This is a genomic window from Gilliamella sp. A7 (assembly GCF_002142015.1).
GTDB classification, from domain to species: domain Bacteria; phylum Pseudomonadota; class Gammaproteobacteria; order Enterobacterales; family Orbaceae; genus Gilliamella; species Gilliamella apis_A.
Window position 1 is genome coordinate 80702 of record NZ_NASN01000004.1, and the last position, 20640, is coordinate 101341.

Sequence of the window (20640 nt, forward strand, 5' to 3'; positions counted from 1 at the left end):
ATTAAAAAACCCCCTTTCCTCAAATTTTTGGTTAAGGGGTGATGGGGTTAAAAAGAATTATTAGATAGTAGTTCCAATACCCTTTTGTTTTGCTTTCTGATAAATATCATAACCGACATAGACATCTAAAACTGCCGTCCCCACAGTTTTAAATAACGTGATTTGCTGATCGTTTTGACGACATTTTTGCGAATCGATAACTAAATCTCCCAATTCATAAAAATCTTGTTTTGTGACTAAATTTTGATTAATTGGGTCGATAATATCACCAGCTTCAGCAAATACACCATCTTTAGTATCAAGTACACGAATATCAGCTTTTGCTACTATATTACTTGGGATTTCATGCATCTCAGGTGTGTAAGCACCTACACCATTGATATGAGCTCCTGGTTTAACTAACTCACCATTGAAAGTCACTTCTTTTGATGTAGTCACTGACGTAATGATATCAGCATGGCGAATATCTTCATCCAAATTTTGTGAAAAATAGAGGTTAGCCGAAAAATGGCCAAATCGTTTTTTCATCTCTTTAGTAAATTGCTTGCCTTTATTAGCATCAAGCCCATAAATAGCCACATCCGTTAATTGCCGTACCGTTAACATAGCTTCTAATTGTGCCGCTGCTTGCCCTCCAGTACCAATTAATACTGCTCGTTTAGCATCTTTTTTTGCTAATAAATCGGTAGCAGCACCTTGTACCGCACCGGTTCGTAATTGCGTAACAAAGGTTCCATCTAATATCGCACAAACTTCGCCCGTTTGAGGATCGATCATAAACACTTGCGCTGGAACCGATGGTTTACCCAATTTAGGATTATCAGGAAAAACCGAAACAATTTTTAAACCAACAACATCATTTTCTTTAATATGGGCTGGCATAACTAAGCATTGTCCTTTATGCATATCAAAGTTGATACGTAAAGGCACTTCACTATTACCCTGAGTATAAATTTTTAATGCTTGTTTATCTGCTGCTACAGCATCTTTCATGGTATAAAATTGTTGGATATCTTTGGCTGTTAAAATTAACATTTTTATTCCTTACTGTTATTTAACTTTTATTTTACTTTTTTACTCTTTATTGTCTATTAATTAATATTTCAAACTAGAATAATTCGCATAACAAATTGTTTAATATAAATTAAATTCAATTGAAATTTAGCTTCTTGTATATTGCAATAATTTTCACTATTATGACAGAGTGCAATTTTGCACGGAAATTGAGAAATCAGATGTTATTTAAAATATTAAAATTTTTTTTAAAGATTTTATTTCATGTCAAGATTCAAGGTAATCTTGATAACCTAAAACAAGACAGACTTCTTATTACCCCTAATCATGTTTCCTTTCTAGATGGCGTTTTAATCGGCGTATTTTTACCAGTAAAACCAGTATTTGCTATCTACGCAGGATATATTAATCACTGGCTAGTTCGTTTAGCCAAACGTTATGTCGATTTTGTGCCAATGGATCCATTAAGTCCTATGGCAATAAAAAAATTGGTCCGTGAAATTGAAAAAGGCCGACCAATTGTTATTTTTCCGGAAGGTCGAATTACCATAACCGGATCATTAATGAAGATTTATGACGGTGCGGCATTTGTTGCGGCACGTTCTCAGGCGACCATTGTACCTGTTTGGATAGAAGGTGCCGAATTTACCTTAACCAGTCGCTTAAAAGGCCTATTTAAACGTCGTCTATTTCCAAAAATTACTATTCATGTATTGGAACCAAAATCAATCCCAATGCCTGACGCAGCAAAAGCAAGTGATCGAAGATATATTGCTGGTGAAAAATTACATCAAATTATGATGAATGCCAGAATGGCAAGTCGCCCTAAATTAACCCTTTTTGAAGCTCTACTTGAAGCTCAAGTTCGTTATGGCGTAAAATCACGAATGGTTCAAGACCCTACCACTCATGAAGCTTCCTATCGGAACTTGCTTAAGCAGATCATCGGTGTAAGTTGCATTATTTCTAAAATTACCAAACCGAAAGAACGAGTTGGCCTATTACTACCCAATGCAACAATTACTGTTGCCACTATTTTTGGTTTATCAGTTAAAAATCGTATTCCAGCTATGCTCAACTACACGGCAGGTACGAAAGGATTAACTTGTGCAATTACTGCTGCTGAAATAAAAACCATTATTACTTCACGTAAATTTATTAAAAAAGGTAAACTTGATTACCTATTAGAAGAAATTAACGATGTAAATTGGTATTTTCTTGAAGATTTGCGTAGTAGTTTGAACTTTTTTAATAAACTATATGTTGCCGTACATCAATACATTCCTCGATTAGTTAAACGACGACAATCAAGTCAAGACGAGGCTTTAGTTCTATTTACTTCAGGCTCAGAAGGTAATCCAAAAGGAGTCGTTCATAGCCATGGCAGTTTATTGGCGAATGTCGAACAAATTCGTACTGTTATCGATCCAACACCTGCAGACCGTTTTATGTCGGCATTACCCCTTTTCCACGCTTTTGGCATTACCGCTGGCTTATTTTTACCGTTGTTCTCTGGCAGTCGTACGTTTTTATATCCAAATCCATTACATTATCGTATGGTACCGGAAATCATTTATGACCAAAACTGTACGGTGTTATTTGGAACACCAACATTTTTAGCCAACTACGCCCGTTATGCACATCCATACGATTTTATGCGTTTACGCTACGTAGTTGCTGGTGCTGAAAAACTTTCTGATGCGGTGCGTGAACAATGGAAAGATAAATACGGTATTCGAATTTTAGAAGGTTATGGTGTAACTGAATGTGCTCCAGTCGTTGCTCTTAATGTGCCGATGGCATTTAAAGCAGGTACCGTTGGTCGTTTGTTACCGGGGATGGAATCAAGATTAATACCTGTTCCAGGCATTAGCAATGGCGGAGAGCTACAACTTAAAGGACCTAACGTAATGAAGGGTTACTTACGGGTTGAAAAACCGGGTGTACTTGAAGAGCCAGTTGCTATTGATGAAAACGGTAATGTGGATAAAGGTTGGTATGATACCGGTGATATTGTTGCGATTGATAAAGATGAATTTTTAACTATCAAAGGACGATTAAAACGCTTCGCAAAAATTGCTGGCGAAATGGTCTCACTTGAAAATGTTGAAGCTTTAGCTAAAAAGGCCGATGTTGATGCCATGCATGGTGCGACAGTAAAAGCGGATGCAGCCAAAGGAGAAGCTATTGTGCTATTTACTACTTCGACTAAATTAACTAGGGAACAGCTGAATCAAGCTGCGCAGGATTTAGGTATCCCTGCATTAGCGATCCCTCGAGATATTCGTGTTGTTAAAGAGTTACCATTATTGGGTACAGGTAAAATCGATTTTATTACCTTACGCAAAATGGCCGATGAGAATCAATAACAGCAAGGATTCGTTATGTCTAAACAACCATTGTTATCAGTTGGCATGGCTGCGACCATGCTAGCTCAGTTTTTTTCAGCCTTTGCTGACAATGCAATTTTTTTTGCTATCCTTGCTTTTATTAAGCAGCTCCATTATCCAGAATGGAGCCAATCAGCATTGCAAATCGGTTTTGTAATTCCTTTTATCCTTCTTTCTCCTTTTGTTGGTCAGTTTGCTGACAGTATGTCGAAAGGCAAAGCGATGATGATTGCAAATGGAGTTAAATTATTAGGTGCAGCGATTATCTGCTTAAATATTAATCCATTTTTAGGCTATTTTTTAGTCGGTGTTGGCGCAGCCGGTTACTCGCCAGCAAAATATGGTATTTTAGGCGAACTCACTTCCGGCGATAATTTAGTTAAAGCGAATGGCTTAATAGAAGCGTCAACCATTGCAGCTATTTTGCTGGGTTCACTTGCTGGTGGCCATATTGCTGATTTGGATATTACTTTAGCGTTGCTTACTTGTGTTGTTATGTATGGATTAGCGGTAATAGCAAATATTTTTATTCCCAAACTACCTGCTGCTCGACAAGATATTGAGTGGAAGTTTATGAGTATGATAAAAGATTTTGCTAAAACCTTTAAAATCATCTTCAACAATAAACAAGCACTTTATACTTTACTTGGTACCAGTCTATTTTGGGGGGCAGGCATTACTCTGCGTTTCTTATTAATCAGCTGGGTACCAATTGTTTTAGGTATTACCGACAATTCAACTCCAACGAATCTAAATGCGGTTGTAGCAATAGGTATTGTTATTGGTGCGGCATTGGCTAGTGCTTTGGTTTCAATTTCGAATACATTACGTTGTATTCCAGCTGGGATATTAATGGGATTTGCCGTCATCGCATTCACGTTACAAAGTAATATGATTAGCTCTTATATACTATTAGTTGTGATTGGTGCATTAGGCGGTTATTTTTTAGTGCCATTAAATGCACTAATTCAAAAAATGGGTAAAGAGCTTGTCGGTGCCGGAAGTGTTATTTCAATACAGAACTTAAGCGAGTATAGCGCAATGATGATTATGTTAAGTGCTTATACCTTAGCTGTCGCTGGTGGATTATCAGTCATTACAATTGGTGTCGGTTTTGGTATGCTATTTGCTATTCTTATTGCTTTTGTATGGTTAGGGTTAAAATCACATGCCAAACATTAATTTATCAGTAATGATTACTGAGAATCGCAACAATGCGAGCGAAAATATTGACTGCGCATCGACACTTGAAATTCTGCAAATTATCAATAATGAAGATAAACAAGTAGCACTCGCAGTCGAAAAACAACTTACCTACATCGCTAATGCCGTGGATGCAATTAGCGATGCATTCCTAAATCATGGCCGTTTAATCTACCTTGGTGCCGGCACCTCAGGTCGATTGGGAATTTTAGATGCCAGCGAGTGTCCTCCTACTTATGGAACAGCCCCTGAACAAGTGGTTGGATTAATCGCTGGTGGGCATCCTGCCATATTTAAAGCTGTCGAAAATGCAGAAGATTCACCCGAATTAGCAATTAATGATCTAAAACACATTAATTTTAGTGCTAAAGATATTTTAGTTGGTATCGCTGCTAGTGGGCGCACACCTTATGTTATTGGCGGTATGCAATATGCACAATCACTTGGCGCTACAGTGGTAAGTTTATGTTGCAACCCTAATGCACCAATGATTAATTTGGCTAATATTGCCATTACCCCTATTGTTGGAGCCGAAGTCATTACCGGTTCATCAAGAATGAAAGCCGGTACTGCACAAAAGATGATCCTCAATATGTTAACGACAGCCAGTATGATTAAAATCGGCAAAGTTTATGGTAATTTGATGGTTGATGTTGAAGCCACTAATGCTAAGCTTGTTGAACGGCAAATATCAATTGTTATGCAAGCTACCGATTGTAGCCGAGATACAGCGATAACAACGTTAAATCAATGCAATCAACATTGTAAAACAGCTATTTTAATGATTCTTGCCGGACTAACCGCTCAGCAAGCCAAAACAAAACTCGAACAAAATAGTGGCTTTATTCGTAAAGCATTAGTAAAAAATAATATCTAATTTATTCTCTTTTTGATAAGTAGTTTTGAATTGCATGACATAACTTTAATATGTTAGTTAAATGAATATTATTTAATCAGTTGACAACTGTTGTTACTAAAATTTGATTTAGAGCAAGGTAATGGCTTGTATTATTAACTAAAATAAAATTACTTAGCTTTATTTTATTAACTTTATATTAGCAATAATATAAAAACCTAGGAGGTACGTTATGGTTGGAATTATCCTAGCAACTCATGGTGAGTTTGCTGAAGGTATTTTACAATCAGGGACGATGATATTTGGCGAGCAAGAAAACGTTAAAGCCGTTACCTTGCACCCAAGTGATAGTCCAGAAAATTTAAAAGAACGGATGCTGGCAGCAATAGCTACTTTCGATAACCAGAATGAAGTACTGTTTTTAGTTGATTTATGGGGTGGAACGCCATTTAATCAAGCCAATACACTTTGTGGCGAACACCCAAATTGGGCTATCGTTGCTGGCTTAAACCTTCCTATGCTGATCGAAGCCTATTCATCACGTTTATCCATGGATAGTGCCAAACAAGTGGCAGCAGCAATTATAGAATCAGCGCAAGAAGGGATTCGAACAACTGTCGAAATTGTGGCTAAACCAACAGTAAACAACGAACAATCAAATACTATTCCAGAAGGTACTGTGTTAGGTGATGGTAAGTTGAAAATAGTATTAGCTCGTGTTGATTCACGCTTATTACATGGTCAAGTGGCGACGTCTTGGACTAAAGCTACTAATCCTAATCGGATTATCGTGGTTTCTGATTCAGTTGCCAAAGATGAATTAAGGAAAAAACTGATTGAAGAGGCTGCACCTCCTGGTGTTAAAGCCAATGTCGTGCCAATTAAAAAGATTATTCAAGTTGCCCATGACCCGCGTTTTGGTAACACCAAAGCCTTATTACTGTTCGAAAACCCTGAAGATGTACTGCGTGCTTTAGACGGTGGTGTTGATATTGAAACATTAAATGTGGGTTCAATGGCACATTCAGTCGGCAAGGTAATGGTCAATAAAGTATTATCAATGAACGCTGAAGATGTTGATGCATTTGAAAAATTGAAAGCGAAAAATGTGAAATTTGACGTTCGCAAAGTGCCCAATGATTCAAACGATAATATGGATGAATTATTAAAAAAAGCTAAACAAGAATTAGCTGAACAAAACTAGTTTAATTAAGGGGTTATTATTATGACTTTATCAATTATTGCTATCATTCTAGTGATAGTTATTGCATTCCTAGCTGGGATGGAAGGTATTTTGGATCAATTCCAATTCCATCAACCATTAATAGCTTGTTCGTTAATTGGTCTGGTAACAGGTAATTTAGATGCAGGTATCGTACTTGGTGGAGCGTTACAGATGATTGCATTAGGTTGGGCAAATATTGGGGCCGCAGTAGCACCCGATGCCGCTCTTGCTGCGGTAGCTTCATCAATTATTTTAGTGCTTGGTGGCCAAGGCGTTGCAGGCGTAACGACAGCAATTGCTGTTGCAATTCCTCTTGCTGTTGCTGGCCTATTTTTAACTATGATTGTGCGAACGATTGCAGTACCTTTAGTACACTTAATGGATGCCGCAGCCGAAGAAGGTAATATTCGTAAAATAGAATGGTTACAAATGTTAGGCGTCTGTTTACAAGGGCTACGTATTGCTATTCCAGCTGCAGCACTATTGTTTATTCCTGCAGAAGCAGTCAAAGAAGCATTAAACGCAATGCCTGAATGGTTAACAACCGGTATGGCTATTGGTGGTGGTATGGTTGTTGCCGTTGGTTATGCGATGGTAATCAATATGATGGCAAACCGTGAAGTTTGGCCATTTTTCATTATCGGTTTTGTGGTTGCAGCTATATCACAATTAACTTTGATTGCACTCGGTGCCTTAGGTATCGCTTTAGCACTAATTTATATAAACCTTTCTGAACGTGGCAATTCATCAAACGGTGGAAGCAAAGGTGATCCACTTGATGATATTTTGAATGATTACTAGGAACTTGGAGAAGAACATGACAGATCGAATTCAATTAAGCAAAAAAGACCGTTTAGCGGTAGCTTGGCGTTCAACTTTCCTCCAAGGTTCTTGGAATTATGAACGTATGCAAAATGGTGGTTGGGCCTATTCAATGATTCCAGCTATCAAAAAATTATATACCACAAAAGAAGACCGTTCAGCTGCGCTCAAACGCCATTTAGAATTTTTTAATACTCATCCTTATTTAGCATCACCAGTGTTAGGTGTGACTTTAGCCTTAGAAGAAGAACGTGCTAATGGTGCACCTGTTGATGATGTTGCAATTCAAGGGGTAAAAGTGGGAATGATGGGACCTTTAGCCGGTGTAGGTGATCCAGTGTTCTGGTTTACTGTTCGTCCAATGCTCGGCGCACTTGGTGCATCACTCGCCCTCAGCGGTTACAAATTAGGACCAATTTTATTCTTCTTATTTTGGAATATTATTCGTATGAGCTTTATGTGGTTTACCCAGGAATTCGGGTACCGTACTGGATCAAAAATTACCGATAATTTAGGTGGTGGTTTGCTACAAAAAATCACCAAAGGTGCATCTATCTTAGGGATGTTTGTACTAGCAGCATTAGTGCAAAGGTGGGTTTCAATAAAATTCCAACCAATTGTATCAACGGTTAAATTAAATAATGGTGCATTTATCGATTGGAATTCCCTTCCAGCTGGTGCCGAAGGTATTCACCAAGCATTGATTCAAATGCAAAGTGGATTAGCGCTTAACCAAGAAAAAGTCACTACTTTACAAAATAACTTAGATCAGCTAATACCTGGATTGGTGCCATTATTATTAACTTTCTTATGTATGTGGTTACTTCGTAAAAAAGTATCACCAATTTTAATTATTCTTGGACTATTTTTAGTCGGTATTATCGGTCACGTTGTTGGTCTTTTATAAATAATAGTTTTGACTAAAAAAATTGAGGAGAGCACTTTTTAAAGCAAAAATTGTCGCTTTCCTCAAACATTAATCACCCTTTTTCAAAATAATCGAAAAAGGGTGTAATGAGTAACTCAAATTTGCATCAGGGATACAAACAACTAAATGGTTCAGTCATTAAATAGCAAAATAGATTTAACAGTAAAAGCAACTGCTTTTTCAGGACTTTCAGAATATGGCCATATTTTGATTGGCGATAAAGCGTTCGAATTTTATCATCAGCGAGATCCCCGCAAATATATTCAAATACCTTGGGAAGAAGTTGATTATGTCATCGCATCGGTATTTTTTAAAGGAAGATGGATATCTCGTTACTCTATACAAACCAAAAAAGATGGTACATTTGCCTTTGCATCTAAAGATCCCAAACAAGTATTAAGAGCTATCCGAGTCTATGTTGATGGTCAGAGAATGGTTAAATCATTAGGTTTTTTTGATGTTTTAATTCGCGCATTTAGGCGTAAAAAGTCATAATTATTGGGCAAACAGCTATTTAAAAGGCTAACTATTGCAATATTATAATTCAGCTAATTAACCAACATAGCTTAAACTTATTATCTATAGTATAAATTGGTTAAAAGATTAATTTATATTCATTCATAACAAAACTTGCCAATAACCAAATCCACCACGCTTTTTCACACTCAATCAATCATTGCACTTTTTGCTAGAAAGAGTATAATTCTGGGGCTTTGATTTTGTCCGTGTTGGGCAAAAGAAAGATTATTTTTTAATTTAAGAGGATGTTATGGTAACTATTCGTTTAGCTCGTGGTGGCTCTAAAAAGCGCCCTTTTTATCAAGTAGTTGTCACTGATAGCCGTAACCCACGTGATGGTCGTTTTATTGAGCGCGTTGGCTTTTTTAATCCAATTGCACAAGGTAAAGCAGAAGAATTACGTTTAGATCTTGATCGCGTAAATCATTGGGTTGGTTTAGGTGCAACTGTTTCTGATCGTGTTAATGCATTGATCAAACAAGCACAAAAAGCTGCTTAATTAAGTAATAGTAACTGTGATGATGAATACTGAGAATCTAATTGTTGTTGGTAAACTTGGTTCAAGCTACGGCATTCGTGGATGGCTCAGAATTTTTTCGTTTACAGAATTTCCAGATAGTATTTTTGATTACAAACCTTGGTATATCCAGCGTGCTGGTAAATGGCAAGAAGTAGTCGTTGAGAGCTTTAAACCTCATAATCAGGACATGATTGTCAAACTCAAAGGCGTTGATGATCGCGACCAAGCTAATGCGTTAACGAATGCTGAAGTATTTGTTGATGCAGAGAAATTGCCTGAACTAAATCAAGGTGATTTTTATTGGAAAGATTTGATTGGCTGTCGAGTAAAAACAGTTAATGGTTATGATTTAGGTCAGGTAACTGATTTAATGGAAACCGGTTCTAATGATGTATTGGTTGTTAAAGCAAATCTAAAAGATGCATTTGGAGCAACAGAACGTTTAATCCCTTTTGTTGAAGAACAATTTATTAAACAAGTTGATTTAACAACAAAAATGATTATGGTCGATTGGGATCCTGCATTTTAATTGGTAAGGTAAGAATATGTGGATTGGCGTAATTAGCCTTTTTCCAGAAATGTTTCAAGCTATTACCTGTTATGGAGTAACTGGTCGAGCCGTTAAAAATGGGCTGTTAACAGTAGATTATTGGAACCCGCGCGATTTTGCGCATGATAAGCATAAGACTGTCGATGATAGACCTTATGGTGGTGGTCCCGGCATGTTAATGATGGTACAACCACTTAGAGATGCGATTCATGCAGCCAAAGCTGTAGCAGGTGAAAATACCAAAGTAATCTATCTTTCCCCACAAGGGCGCAAATTAAACCAACAGGGAGTTTGCGAGTTGTCACAATATCAAAAATTGATTTTGATTTGTGGACGATACGAAGGTATAGATGAACGCGTTATCCAAACCGAAATTGATGAAGAATGGTCAATTGGGGATTACGTGTTAAGTGGCGGTGAATTACCGGCGATGACAATGATTGATGCATTAGCAAGGTTTATCCCTGGAGTGTTAAATCATGAATCATCGGCAGAAGAAGACTCTTTTGCTAACGGTTTACTTGATTGCCCTCACTATACTCGTCCAGAGGTGTTAGATGGAATGGCGGTGCCCGATGTATTAATGTCTGGTCACCATGAAGCGATTCGTCGTTGGCGATTAAAACAATCACTAGGACGAACTTGGTTGAGAAGAGAAGATCTTCTTGAAAATCTAGCTCTGACTGATGAAGAGCAACGTTTACTCACTGAATTTCAACAGGAATATCGTGATAAACCGAGCCAATAATATTTCAGTATAACTAGTAAGAGACAAAATTATGAAAAATGCAATTATTCAGCAATTAGAACAAGAACAAATGAAAAAAGACATCCCGTCTTTTCGCCCGGGTGATACGGTAGAAGTTAAAGTATGGGTTGTTGAAGGTAACAAAAAACGTCTTCAAGCATATGAAGGTGTAGTTGTAGCAATTCGTAATCGTGGTTTACATTCTGCATTTACAGTACGTAAAATTTCGAATGGCGAAGGTGTTGAACGAGTATTCCAAACTCACTCACCAATTGTTGATTCAATTACTGTGAAACGCCGTGGTCAAGTACGTCAAGCTAAACTTTACTACTTACGCGAACTTCGTGGTAAAGCAGCTCGTATCAAAGAGCGCCTTAACTAATTCCAATTGGTTCATATTTAATAAACTAATTAAAATATATCCAATTAAAATGGTCACCTTTATGGTGACCGTTTTTATGTGTATAGTAAATGTTCATTCCCGCCAACAATCGTTGACACAATTCAAGTAATATCTAAATGATATAAAAGGTAACATAATGGATAACTATCTTGTTGAGATTCTTGCCACCACAACCAAGTTATTCGCATTGATGACGCCACCAGCAGTGTTAAGTGCATTTTTAAGTGGTACCAAACAATATGATGAAGCACAACGTCGCAAAATAGCATTAAAAACATCTTGTGCAGTATTTATTATTGGTATTGTGCTATTCTTTTTTGGTAATGCCATGTTTAGTGTGTTCGGTTTTACACTCGATGCGTTTAGAATTGGCTCGGGAGCATTACTGTTTATTACCGCTGTTGCTTTAATGAATGATTCACCGGAAAAAAATAAAATTCATAGTGACGATGATGATATTAGTGTCGTACCACTAGCAATACCATTATGTATGGGGCCAGCATCAATCGGTACAATTATTGTAATGGGCACAAGTTCAGTTGGTATTATGCAAAATTTGATTGGTGCAATTTCTCTATTAATTGCCTCTAGTGGTATTTACGCCATGCTATTATGCGCTAAAAGCATTGCTAAAGTATTAAAAAATACAGGCATTGCTATTCTATCAAAACTAACGGGGTTATTAATATCGGCTATTGCAGCGCAAGTGGTATTTACAGGTGTCTCCGCATTCTTAAAATAATTTGGCTAACAATAGGTTAGAAATAGAATTTGTGTATTGTCAGCAAATATTAATATTTGATTGTATGTAATCACCGATAATTAATCATTAGGTGATTACATATATAATGAATATGATTAATCTATTTGGTTATCCAACTTAACTTTTCGTTTTTTAAAAAAGTAGTATGAACTCAAGATAACAAAAATTAAGATTACCTCAGATAATAAAATAAAATGTCCTGATTCACCAAACCAGACCCCAACAATAATAACAATGTTAACGGTAATAGATATTATCGCTAACCAAGGAAATAGTGGGGATTTAAATTTAATCATATCCTTACTGTATTTACCTTCATTTACGCCTTTCCGAAATTGATACTGACACCAAGCAATAATAATCCAAGCAAAACAACCAACTTGCCCAGTACTTGCTACTAAATAGAGGTATAATTTTTCAGCTGCGATATACTTAGAAAATAGCGAAACTAAAGCAATAATAGCAATAAACAATATTCCTTTGGTTGGCACGCCACGTTTATTCACTTCTGAGAAATATTTTGGTGCTAAATTATCCTGAGCCATCGACCATAACATTCTAGAACTAGCATAAACTGCCGAATTAGCAGCCGAAATCGCAGCACAAAATATAACAAACAGCATTGCATACGATGCAAAGGTTATCCCCGCTTTATTGAATACCCAAACAAATGGGCTAATTTCATCATGTGTTGTACCATAGGGATATACCAGTGCTAACACGGCTATTGCTAACACATAAAACAAAATTATCCGAAACGCCACACCGGTGATAATTTTAGGCAAAACAGTTTGGGGTGATTGCGCTTCACCTGCGGCACTACCAATTAATTCAACCCCCTGAAATGAATAAGTCACAATAGTCATACAAACAAAGATTGATAAAAATCCATTAGGAAACCAGCCCTGCTCTGTCTTAAAAGTTGGTAACACATGTGTTTGATTATATTGTTGATAAAGTAGATATATACCAACTACTATAAACGTAATAATGGCTAATACCTTGATTGTTGAAAACCAATATTCACTTTCACCAAAAGCTCGAACAGAGGTTAAATGAACACAAGTGATAACGGTTAGAATAATTAGACTAAGAATGTAGATAGGAATAGAGGAAAAAACTTGATGAGCAATCATAGACGCCGCTGTTAAGTCAGCAGCCATAGATAGTACCCAGCTTAACCAATATAACCAGCCAATAGTATAACTCCAAATAGGATGTGGAATAAACATTAATGCATAATGCTGGAAAGACCCTGCATGAGGGAATGCGCAAGAAAGTTCACCTAAGCAAAGCATGGTAGACAGCATAATACTGCCGGCAAGTAGATAAGCGATAATGGTCCCTAAAGGTCCAACCGTGCTAAGTGGCGCTGCAATACCAATAAATAATCCTGTACCAATTGAACCACCTAATGAAATCATCAATAAATGACGATTCTTTAAGTTTTTCTTTAAAGTACTGGGATAAGGACTTTCTTGAGGTTCTGATGTTGCCATGTAAACCGCCTAGTAATCAATAATAGCTGCTGGTTGCCCAGCAGCAGTTATATATTAATAAACAAATCGTTTTTCTACGCCGTTGGTTTGGCAAGCCATAAGCAGAGCTGTGTAATCAAGCTCAAAAACGATCATATCGCCAACTCGCAATGTTTCAGAAACATCTTCAATATCAACGATAGTATGATCACTCGTTTGACCTAATACCGTAATGTTATCATTAACCGGTACACAGTTTTCCGCCGGCACATCTTGACGACCAAAAGCAAGCAAAGCTCGTTTACGAGTACCGTGATCAACAAAAGTTTTGCTGTTCAAAAAGGCATCAACACCTAATTCACCAACAGGCACGGTAGGTTTACTATTAAGTTCGATAACTTGTGCATATAATTTATACATGTCACTACAAGCTTTCTCGACCGGTTTGTTTGAGTGATGAAACTCATCAAGATATTTCATATCGACATACTCAATACCAAACTCATGTAAACCACCAATACGGATGTGATTTAGTCCTTCTGGCCAGATCCCTTTATCAAGCAGATGGTAACTAGTACAGTTACCAGCAGATAGATATTTGATCTTGATATTACAAGCTTCTTCAACTTTGCGTGCTATGTGTAAAAAATCTACGCCATTTTTCACTGTCGGTAGCACAGTTCCATAGCAGTTAAAGTTAGTACCAAGCCCATAAAGCTCAACACCGGGTAAAGAAAGGATCAGTTTGACCGTTTCAATAATATCGTCTACATGTTCAAACCAAATCCCTTCGCGTAAATCCCCCATATCCACCATTAATAAAACTTGATGGACTTTTTGCTGTTTTACCGCTTCATCAGAAAGTGCTTGAATAACTTGTTTTTCACTGTTTAAACTGATATCAGCATACTTAACAACTTCACTGATTTCACTTAAACAAGGGCTGCGTAATAGGCAAGTTTTACAATTTAATGCATCTTTAAGTTTCTTCAAATTGTAGGTTCTTGATTCAGCAATAACATCAATACCACCATCAAGCACTGCTTTGGCAGTTTCAATGCAACCATCAAAAACTTTATTTACAGCCATAACTTCAATGCCGTGTTTAGCTAATAGCTCTTTTTCAACACGAGCATTGTCTTTTAATTTACCTAAATCAATTTCTAATATAGGTTTGTACATAAATTACTCCTCTATATCTTATTGTTGTTGCAAGCGATTACGTTTTTGTGCGCGATGGTATATCCATTCAGCTAACACAATTGCAAGCACTGCGCCACCAACAATTTTAGCGATATACTCAACATATCCACCCATATCAATTTGTGCAGGTGGAATAAAGACTAAGATCACCGCAAATAATGTAGATAAGAATCCTAAACCTGGTAAAACAATTGGTAATACTTTACCTGGGATCTTAAAGCTACGCGGTACATCTGGTTGAGTAATACGTAAACGATAATAGGCAATAAACATTACTAAGTAAGGAATAAAATAACAAATGGTTGTTAATGCGGTTAACATCCAATATGCAGCGGCAATACTTGGCGATACAAATGTTGAGAAGCAAAGTACCGTTACAATTATCGCTTGGATAACTAAAGCAAATGCTGGTGTTTGATATACTGGATGTAAACGACCAATACGTTCACCAAGTAAGTTATCTTCTTTTGATGCTTCTTGTAACATATAGATAGGACCAACTAACCATGAGTTAATTTGACCTAATGCACCAAAGAATAAACAGATTGCCATTACAGGTAATAACCAAGGCATATTTAATTCTTCAGCAGCAGCTTCCATCGCTTGCATTACACCGGCAACAATATCAGTATCAGCAGCAGGTAATAAAGTATTAATTGCCCAAGTTCCGATCATATAGATACCTACAATAACAATTGCAGATACTGCCATTGCTTTAGGGAAGTCTCGTTGTGGATCACGAGTACGACCAGCAATCATTGGTGCAACTTCAAGTCCAGCAAAAGCGAACATCATGCTTGATAAAAATACAATAGTGTCCCAGCTACTTAAATCCGGAATCCAATCACTAACATGGCTATAATCAGTTGCCATTGGATGACCAGTCATTAACCATACAATAGCTAATAACACGATAATACCAGCAGGAATAAATACCCCTAACCATGCACTAACACTGTTAATGATTTTAGTCCATTTCATCCCTTTAATATTCATTAATGTTAAGATCCAGAATACCACCATAGAGCCAACACCAATAAACACCTGATTTTGTGCTAATTCAGGACTAAACATGTAACCAATTGCAGTAAAACCAAATTGCAACATGAGTGGGAAGAAAAGCACGCATGAGAATAGGAAACAAACGACTACTATCCAGCCAATTCGTTTACCAAACGCTTCTTTTACCCAGACAAATATCCCACCATCTTTAGGCCAACCAGTAGAAAGTTCGCCACAAACCATAGCTAATGGGAAAAACAGACAAAATGCAGCAAGTAGCCAAAGCACCATTGCTGACGCTCCATAAGGAGCAACATTAGGAATTTGACGTAAACTTAGAATCGCAATGACATTCATAAACACAATGTCTTTAATACCAAGTAAACTTGAATCTTTAGAATCACTCATAAAATAACCTCACATTATAATATCTGGAGCACTGAGTGCCCCAGATAGCTCATGATTAATACACGTCGTATCCAACCATATCCTCGTAAGTATCTTCACGGCGAATCAATCGGTCTTTGCCTTCTTTATCAATCATAACAACAGCCGTACGTGGGCGATTGTTATAAACCGTTTGGCTTTCGATGGTATAAGCACCAGCGTCAAGGAAAGCAATGATATCGCCAATCTCAGTGTCTTTAGGTAATAAGAATTCTTCACCTTTAACACCAACATGGAAATAGTCACCACCATCACATAATGGACCAGCTAATTTAATGTATTCATCATGTTGTTCAGTAATTTTTGATGCATCATATACATAGAAGAACCAATCAAAATGTTGACTATCAGATAATACGCTATAACCTGCGTCAACAAATTTCCATTCAACATGTTCTTCGATGTTACCATCTAAATCGTAGTTAGTTTTACGTTTTTCACAAGCAACTTCAGTTAAAAGTACACCTGCTGAACCGGTAACTTTACGGCCTGGTTCGATGCAGATTTCAACATCTTTACGCCATTTATGAACTTCACTAATTACCGCATCAGCGAAATCTTGTGCTGTAATACCTGCATACATGTTGTCTTGTAATGGATTACCATTTTCATCATCATATTTATAAGGAACAGGAATACCACCACCAACGTTGATTAAATCAAACTTAATGCCTAAAACTTCTTCTAAACGGCGTGATTCATCAACTAATACTTTAGTCGCTTTAGCAAATGGTTCTGCTTCTGGCACTTGGTCACCCACGTGCATATGTAAACCACGTAAATGTACATAAGGCATTTCAAGAATACGACGACAAGTTTCTTCAGCTTGTTCTAAATCAATACCTGATTTAGCATGATAAGCAGTAACTAATTCTGCATGAGTAGCAGATGGAACATTTGGCTCAACACGCACACAAACATTAGCCATTTTTTTCAAACGACGAGAAATTTCATCGATGATATCTAATTCATATAAGCTATCAACGTTGATGATATAAAGATCATTTTGAATAGCAAATTCTAAATCTACCGGTTTTTTAACTACACCATTGAAAACAATTTGGCTACCAGGGAAACCAATTTCTAAACATTTACGCACTTCAAACATTGAGTTCGCTTCAGCATAGATACCAGCATCTTTAATCGCTTTAAGCACACCCATTACAGAACATGTTTTTGATGCATAGAAAATTTTAGTGTTTGGATGAGCTTTAAACGAATCTTTGATTTCCTGAATATTACGATCGATTTCTTTTTCAGAAAATACATAGAAAGGTGTTGGATATTTCTTTGCTAATTCTTCCAAATTCACACCATCAAAACAAAGTTTGCCGTTTTGCGCACTGAAACGACGATCTTTTGTTATTAGATCGGTACGTAATTTGTTATAATTTGACATAATTGTGTCGGACATATGACCTCCAGTTAATTAGTACATAAAAAAGGTAAGTAAAAAGATTACTCACTTACAATGCAATCAACGTGCCAACTTATAAAAACACAAATAATCAAAATCTTAACGAAATAATTACAAATAAAATACTAGTCATTTAGTAAGAAATATGTTTTTCTGACGAAAATTTGTCACTATTTTTAGTAATACTTGAAAGATATTTAAATCAACGCTAGCTATACTTAGCAATAATCCAATTTTTAAAAGGTTTTAGAATCATGATAATTGATCCTGAATTATTACAAGCATTGGAAATATTTAAACATTTTTTTGATTTAATACATCAACCAATGGCTATTATTGATAAAGAAGGTAAATATATTTACTACAATCAGGAAAGCGCAGTACTTGATGGTTATACAATGGAGCAAGCCATCGGTAAACCAATGCTTAAAGTTTACCCTAATTTGAAAAAAGAAGATAGTACTATGCTACAAGCTTTACAAGGTAAAGAATATCAAGATACCTATCAAACTTACTATAATCATGTGGGTAAATTAGTTGATTATCAACACACAACAGTACCGCTTTATAATCATCATAAAGAGATTATCGGTGCAGTTGAAATAGGTCGAAATATATCCAATGTTAGGCAGTTGCAAGATCAGGTTTTTCGCCTTAATAGAAAGTTATATCACAATAAAGAACAACCGCTACCAGAAATTGTTTTTGCGTCGAAAAAAATGCAAGAGGTTATCGATCAAACTAATATTTTAGGTAGTAATGATGTTCCGGTATTAGTTGTTGGTGAAACTGGTACAGGGAAAGAGCTATTTGCTCGCTTAATTCATCAAACCAGTCAACGCCGAGATAAAGCATTCATTTCACTAAACTGTAGCGCTTTACCAACCACATTGATTGAAAGTACTTTATTTGGGACGGTTAAAGGAGCCTTTACCGGTGCTGAAAATCGTCAAGGTTATCTCGAACTGGCCAATGGCGGAACCTTATTTCTTGATGAACTCAACGCTATGCCTCTTGAAATGCAAAGCAAACTATTACGCTTTTTGCAAGAAAAAACCTATTGGTCTTTAGGTGGAAATAAAGAGAAATATGCTGATGTACGAATTGTAGCGGCGATGAATGAGTCTCCAGCGGAATTGTTAAAAAGCGGTAAAATGCGCAGTGACTTATTTTATCGATTAAATGTTGGTTTAATCAAACTTCCAGCCTTACGGGAAAGACAAGAAGATATCCCTGTATTGGCACGATATTTTATCGATAAACATAAAACTGATGTCAATATAGTGATCACCGGTATCAGTGAACATGCGTTGCAGCAATTAATGTCAGCACCGTGGCCAGGCAATGTACGAATGCTGGAAAATGCGATTGTCCGTAGTATGGTATTACAAAATGAACCTGGTGAATTACAAAAAATTATTCTCGATGAAGAACTATTTGATATTCATAGCCCTTATCCACAACATCAACTTGAAAATAAGATAGAAAAACCAAGTATTAACGAGTTAACGGGTAATCATAATCTAATCGAACAAGTTGAACATTATGAAAAGCAACTTATCATTGATGCATTAAATCAAGCCAATGGTAAAATTATTACTGCAGCAAAATTACTCAATATCTCACGAACGACATTACAATATAAAGTGAAAAAATATCATATCCAAATGGGTGTTATTGATAGTTGATTATATTTGACTCAAGGCTTGGGCGCAGGCAAATGCACTGCTCCAAGCCCATTGGAAATTATAACCACCAAGCCAACCAGCTACATCAACAACCTCACCAATAAAATAAAGATTAGGCTGTTTTTGTGCGGCCATGGTTTTTGAAGATAACGCATCGCAACTCACTCCGCCTAAAGTTACTTCTGCGGTACGATAACCTTCCGTTCCATTTGGTATTACATTCCATGTTGTTAATGTCTGATACAGCGCTTGTTGCTGAGTAGGTGTTAACTGTTTAACAGTTAAATCAACAATCAAATTTAGTTGTATTAATGCTTCAATTAACCGCTTAGGTAATATTTGTGCTAAACAATTTTTGAGACTTTGATTACGATTATTATCTAACAGAGGTTTAAAATCATCCTCAAAGTTAAAGTCAGGCAATAAATTGATCGTGATGGCTTCTCCTGCTTGCCAATAACTGGATATTTGTAAAATAGCTGGTCCAGATAATCCTCGATGGGTAAATAATAGATTCTCTTTAAAACTAATGCGTTCATTCGATACTTCAACTGGTAACGCAATTCCTGCTAACGTCGATAATACAGCTAACAAAGGTTTATGTAAGGTAAACGGCACTAGCCCAGCTTTTACAGATACCACTGGGATAGAAAATTTTTCAGCAATTTTATAACCAATAGCGGTCATACCAAGTGCAGGCATAGATTGTCCACCCGTTGCCACAATTAATTTATCAGTATAAACACAACCCTGTGAAGTAGATAACTTAAATCCTTGTTGTTCTTCATCAACATCTTCAAGTTGTGTTTTTAACATAAATTTAACTTGCCCTTTTTGGCACTCTTTGACCAACATATCGACAATATCTTGCGCTGAATTATCACAAAATAGCTGACCATGATCTTTTTCATGATAGGCAATAGCATATTGATTAACCAATTGGATAAAATCCCATTGGCTAAACCGTTTTAAAGCAGATTTACAAAAGTGACGATTTTCAGAAATATAGTGATTTGCTTCGACATTAAGATTGGTAAAATTACATTTACCACCACCAGACATTAAGATTTTACGACCTAATTTTTTACCGTTATCAATGACAGTAACATCATGACCTTGTTGTCCCAACAGACCAGCACAAAAAAGCCCTGCAGCGCCAGCACCTATAATTGTTATTTTAGTTTGCATATTTCATCTATAAGCAATAATCGATAATCTATTATAACAGCATAAATCTGGTGATTATAACTCCCTGATTTTGGAAAAAATCAGCAAATATAGTCAATTTTTATAGCTAAAAAACCCCTTTCCTCAAACTTTTTTTAATCAGATATTAATTCTTATTATGAAAAAATTTTTAAATTAAAGAACTTTAATCTTAAAAAAAATTTAAAATCAATAAAAACAATTATTTAACACAAGATATAAGCTTCATTAATATATATGTGTTAAGTGATTAAAATA

Annotated in this window: 18 protein-coding genes and 2 pseudogenes; 14 read left to right on the plus strand and 6 right to left on the minus strand. The window is 36.4% G+C overall.

Annotated elements, in window-relative coordinates:
* Window positions 1–60: 60 nt before the first annotated feature.
* Complete coding sequence (locus B6D18_RS02335) at window positions 61–1035, minus strand: ornithine cyclodeaminase family protein (protein ID WP_086362960.1); 975 nt, start codon at window positions 1033–1035, stop codon at window positions 61–63.
* Between the two features lie 200 nt (window positions 1036–1235).
* Between B6D18_RS02335 and aas the strand changes: the two genes are divergently transcribed.
* The 13 genes and pseudogenes from aas to B6D18_RS02395 all read left to right on the plus strand — a co-directional run bounded on the left by aas (window position 1236) and on the right by B6D18_RS02395 (window position 11920).
* Window positions 1236–3383 (plus strand): bifunctional acyl-ACP--phospholipid O-acyltransferase/long-chain-fatty-acid--ACP ligase, encoded by a 2148-nt coding sequence (aas, locus tag B6D18_RS02340; protein ID WP_086362961.1) that lies wholly within the window; start codon window positions 1236–1238, stop codon window positions 3381–3383.
* Between the two features lie 15 nt (window positions 3384–3398).
* Window positions 3399–4586, plus strand: coding sequence for a lysophospholipid transporter LplT (lplT, locus tag B6D18_RS02345; protein WP_086362962.1), 1188 nt, complete (start codon window positions 3399–3401; stop codon window positions 4584–4586).
* Window positions 4573–5484: an N-acetylmuramic acid 6-phosphate etherase gene (gene murQ, locus B6D18_RS02350; protein WP_086362963.1), complete on the plus strand. Its 912-nt coding sequence runs from the start codon at window positions 4573–4575 to the stop codon at window positions 5482–5484. The genes lplT and murQ overlap by 14 nt, the downstream gene beginning before the upstream one ends.
* A gap of 211 nt (window positions 5485–5695) precedes the next feature.
* Window positions 5696–6062 (plus strand): annotated as a pseudogene (locus B6D18_RS12960) (PTS sugar transporter subunit IIA); the annotation flags it as partial.
* A 65-nt stretch (window positions 6063–6127) separates the two neighbouring features.
* Window positions 6128–6667 (plus strand): annotated as a pseudogene (locus tag B6D18_RS12965) (PTS system mannose/fructose/N-acetylgalactosamine-transporter subunit IIB); the annotation flags it as partial.
* A 21-nt stretch (window positions 6668–6688) separates the two neighbouring features.
* Window positions 6689–7489, plus strand: coding sequence for a PTS mannose/fructose/sorbose transporter subunit IIC (locus B6D18_RS02360; RefSeq protein ID WP_086362965.1), 801 nt, complete (start codon window positions 6689–6691; stop codon window positions 7487–7489).
* 16 nt (window positions 7490–7505) lie between these two features.
* Window positions 7506–8417, plus strand: a complete 912-nt coding sequence (locus tag B6D18_RS02365) for a PTS system mannose/fructose/sorbose family transporter subunit IID (RefSeq protein WP_086362966.1) — start codon at window positions 7506–7508, stop codon at window positions 8415–8417.
* Between the two features lie 147 nt (window positions 8418–8564).
* Complete coding sequence (locus B6D18_RS02370) at window positions 8565–8933, plus strand: DUF956 family protein (protein ID WP_086362967.1); 369 nt, start codon at window positions 8565–8567, stop codon at window positions 8931–8933.
* 274 nt (window positions 8934–9207) lie between these two features.
* A complete protein-coding gene (gene rpsP, locus B6D18_RS02375; protein WP_034900786.1) occupies window positions 9208–9456 on the plus strand; it encodes a 30S ribosomal protein S16 in 249 nt (82 codons plus the stop codon).
* A 19-nt stretch (window positions 9457–9475) separates the two neighbouring features.
* Window positions 9476–10006: a ribosome maturation factor RimM gene (gene rimM, locus B6D18_RS02380; protein ID WP_086362968.1), complete on the plus strand. Its 531-nt coding sequence runs from the start codon at window positions 9476–9478 to the stop codon at window positions 10004–10006.
* 16 nt (window positions 10007–10022) lie between these two features.
* Window positions 10023–10775 carry a tRNA (guanosine(37)-N1)-methyltransferase TrmD gene (gene trmD / locus B6D18_RS02385; RefSeq protein ID WP_086362969.1) on the plus strand — a complete coding sequence of 251 codons (753 nt, stop codon included), beginning with the start codon at window positions 10023–10025 and terminating at the stop codon, window positions 10773–10775.
* Between the two features lie 31 nt (window positions 10776–10806).
* The gene (gene rplS, locus B6D18_RS02390) at window positions 10807–11157 is read left to right on the plus strand and encodes a 50S ribosomal protein L19 (RefSeq protein WP_025314641.1); all 351 of its coding nucleotides are present in this window, start codon (window positions 10807–10809) and stop codon (window positions 11155–11157) included.
* A 157-nt stretch (window positions 11158–11314) separates the two neighbouring features.
* Window positions 11315–11920, plus strand: a complete 606-nt coding sequence (locus B6D18_RS02395; protein ID WP_065613828.1) for a MarC family protein — start codon at window positions 11315–11317, stop codon at window positions 11918–11920.
* Between the two features lie 116 nt (window positions 11921–12036).
* Here B6D18_RS02395 and B6D18_RS02400 read toward each other — a convergent pair whose 3' ends face one another.
* The 4 genes from B6D18_RS02400 to lysA are packed head-to-tail and all read right to left on the minus strand — an operon-like array spanning window position 12037 to window position 17485.
* A complete protein-coding gene (locus B6D18_RS02400; RefSeq protein ID WP_216818810.1) occupies window positions 12037–13440 on the minus strand; it encodes an amino acid permease in 1404 nt (467 codons plus the stop codon).
* Window positions 13441–13494: 54 nt separating this feature from the next.
* Window positions 13495–14601, minus strand: a complete 1107-nt coding sequence (locus tag B6D18_RS02405) for an alanine/ornithine racemase family PLP-dependent enzyme (protein ID WP_086362970.1) — start codon at window positions 14599–14601, stop codon at window positions 13495–13497.
* An 18-nt stretch (window positions 14602–14619) separates the two neighbouring features.
* On the minus strand, window positions 14620–16032 hold the full coding sequence (locus B6D18_RS02410; RefSeq protein WP_086362971.1) for an APC family permease: 1413 nt from the start codon (window positions 16030–16032) through the stop codon (window positions 14620–14622).
* A 55-nt stretch (window positions 16033–16087) separates the two neighbouring features.
* Window positions 16088–17485, minus strand: coding sequence for a diaminopimelate decarboxylase (gene lysA, locus B6D18_RS02415; RefSeq protein ID WP_086362972.1), 1398 nt, complete (start codon window positions 17483–17485; stop codon window positions 16088–16090).
* A 257-nt stretch (window positions 17486–17742) separates the two neighbouring features.
* On the opposite strand from lysA, the gene B6D18_RS02420 reads away from it, so the two are divergent.
* The gene (locus B6D18_RS02420) at window positions 17743–19176 is read left to right on the plus strand and encodes a sigma-54-dependent Fis family transcriptional regulator (RefSeq protein WP_216818811.1); all 1434 of its coding nucleotides are present in this window, start codon (window positions 17743–17745) and stop codon (window positions 19174–19176) included.
* On the opposite strand, the gene B6D18_RS02425 is transcribed toward B6D18_RS02420, so the two are convergent.
* A complete protein-coding gene (locus B6D18_RS02425; protein ID WP_086362974.1) occupies window positions 19177–20364 on the minus strand; it encodes an NAD(P)/FAD-dependent oxidoreductase in 1188 nt (395 codons plus the stop codon).
* Between the last annotated feature and the right edge of the window lie 276 nt (window positions 20365–20640).

Coding starts and splice junctions, on each gene's coding strand:
- B6D18_RS02335 (WP_086362960.1), bottom strand. CDS start 1,035: ATGTTAATTTTAACAGCCAAAGATATCCAACAATTTTATACCATGAAA.
- aas (WP_086362961.1), top strand. CDS start 1,236: ATGTTATTTAAAATATTAAAATTTTTTTTAAAGATTTTATTTCATGTC.
- lplT (WP_086362962.1), top strand. CDS start 3,399: ATGTCTAAACAACCATTGTTATCAGTTGGCATGGCTGCGACCATGCTA.
- murQ (WP_086362963.1), top strand. CDS start 4,573: ATGCCAAACATTAATTTATCAGTAATGATTACTGAGAATCGCAACAAT.
- B6D18_RS02360 (WP_086362965.1), top strand. CDS start 6,689: ATGACTTTATCAATTATTGCTATCATTCTAGTGATAGTTATTGCATTC.
- B6D18_RS02365 (WP_086362966.1), top strand. CDS start 7,506: ATGACAGATCGAATTCAATTAAGCAAAAAAGACCGTTTAGCGGTAGCT.
- B6D18_RS02370 (WP_086362967.1), top strand. CDS start 8,565: ATGGTTCAGTCATTAAATAGCAAAATAGATTTAACAGTAAAAGCAACT.
- rpsP (WP_034900786.1), top strand. CDS start 9,208: ATGGTAACTATTCGTTTAGCTCGTGGTGGCTCTAAAAAGCGCCCTTTT.
- rimM (WP_086362968.1), top strand. CDS start 9,476: ATGATGAATACTGAGAATCTAATTGTTGTTGGTAAACTTGGTTCAAGC.
- trmD (WP_086362969.1), top strand. CDS start 10,023: ATGTGGATTGGCGTAATTAGCCTTTTTCCAGAAATGTTTCAAGCTATT.
- rplS (WP_025314641.1), top strand. CDS start 10,807: ATGAAAAATGCAATTATTCAGCAATTAGAACAAGAACAAATGAAAAAA.
- B6D18_RS02395 (WP_065613828.1), top strand. CDS start 11,315: ATGGATAACTATCTTGTTGAGATTCTTGCCACCACAACCAAGTTATTC.
- B6D18_RS02400 (WP_216818810.1), bottom strand. CDS start 13,440: ATGGCAACATCAGAACCTCAAGAAAGTCCTTATCCCAGTACTTTAAAG.
- B6D18_RS02405 (WP_086362970.1), bottom strand. CDS start 14,601: ATGTACAAACCTATATTAGAAATTGATTTAGGTAAATTAAAAGACAAT.
- B6D18_RS02410 (WP_086362971.1), bottom strand. CDS start 16,032: ATGAGTGATTCTAAAGATTCAAGTTTACTTGGTATTAAAGACATTGTG.
- lysA (WP_086362972.1), bottom strand. CDS start 17,485: ATGTCCGACACAATTATGTCAAATTATAACAAATTACGTACCGATCTA.
- B6D18_RS02420 (WP_216818811.1), top strand. CDS start 17,743: ATGATAATTGATCCTGAATTATTACAAGCATTGGAAATATTTAAACAT.
- B6D18_RS02425 (WP_086362974.1), bottom strand. CDS start 20,364: ATGCAAACTAAAATAACAATTATAGGTGCTGGCGCTGCAGGGCTTTTT.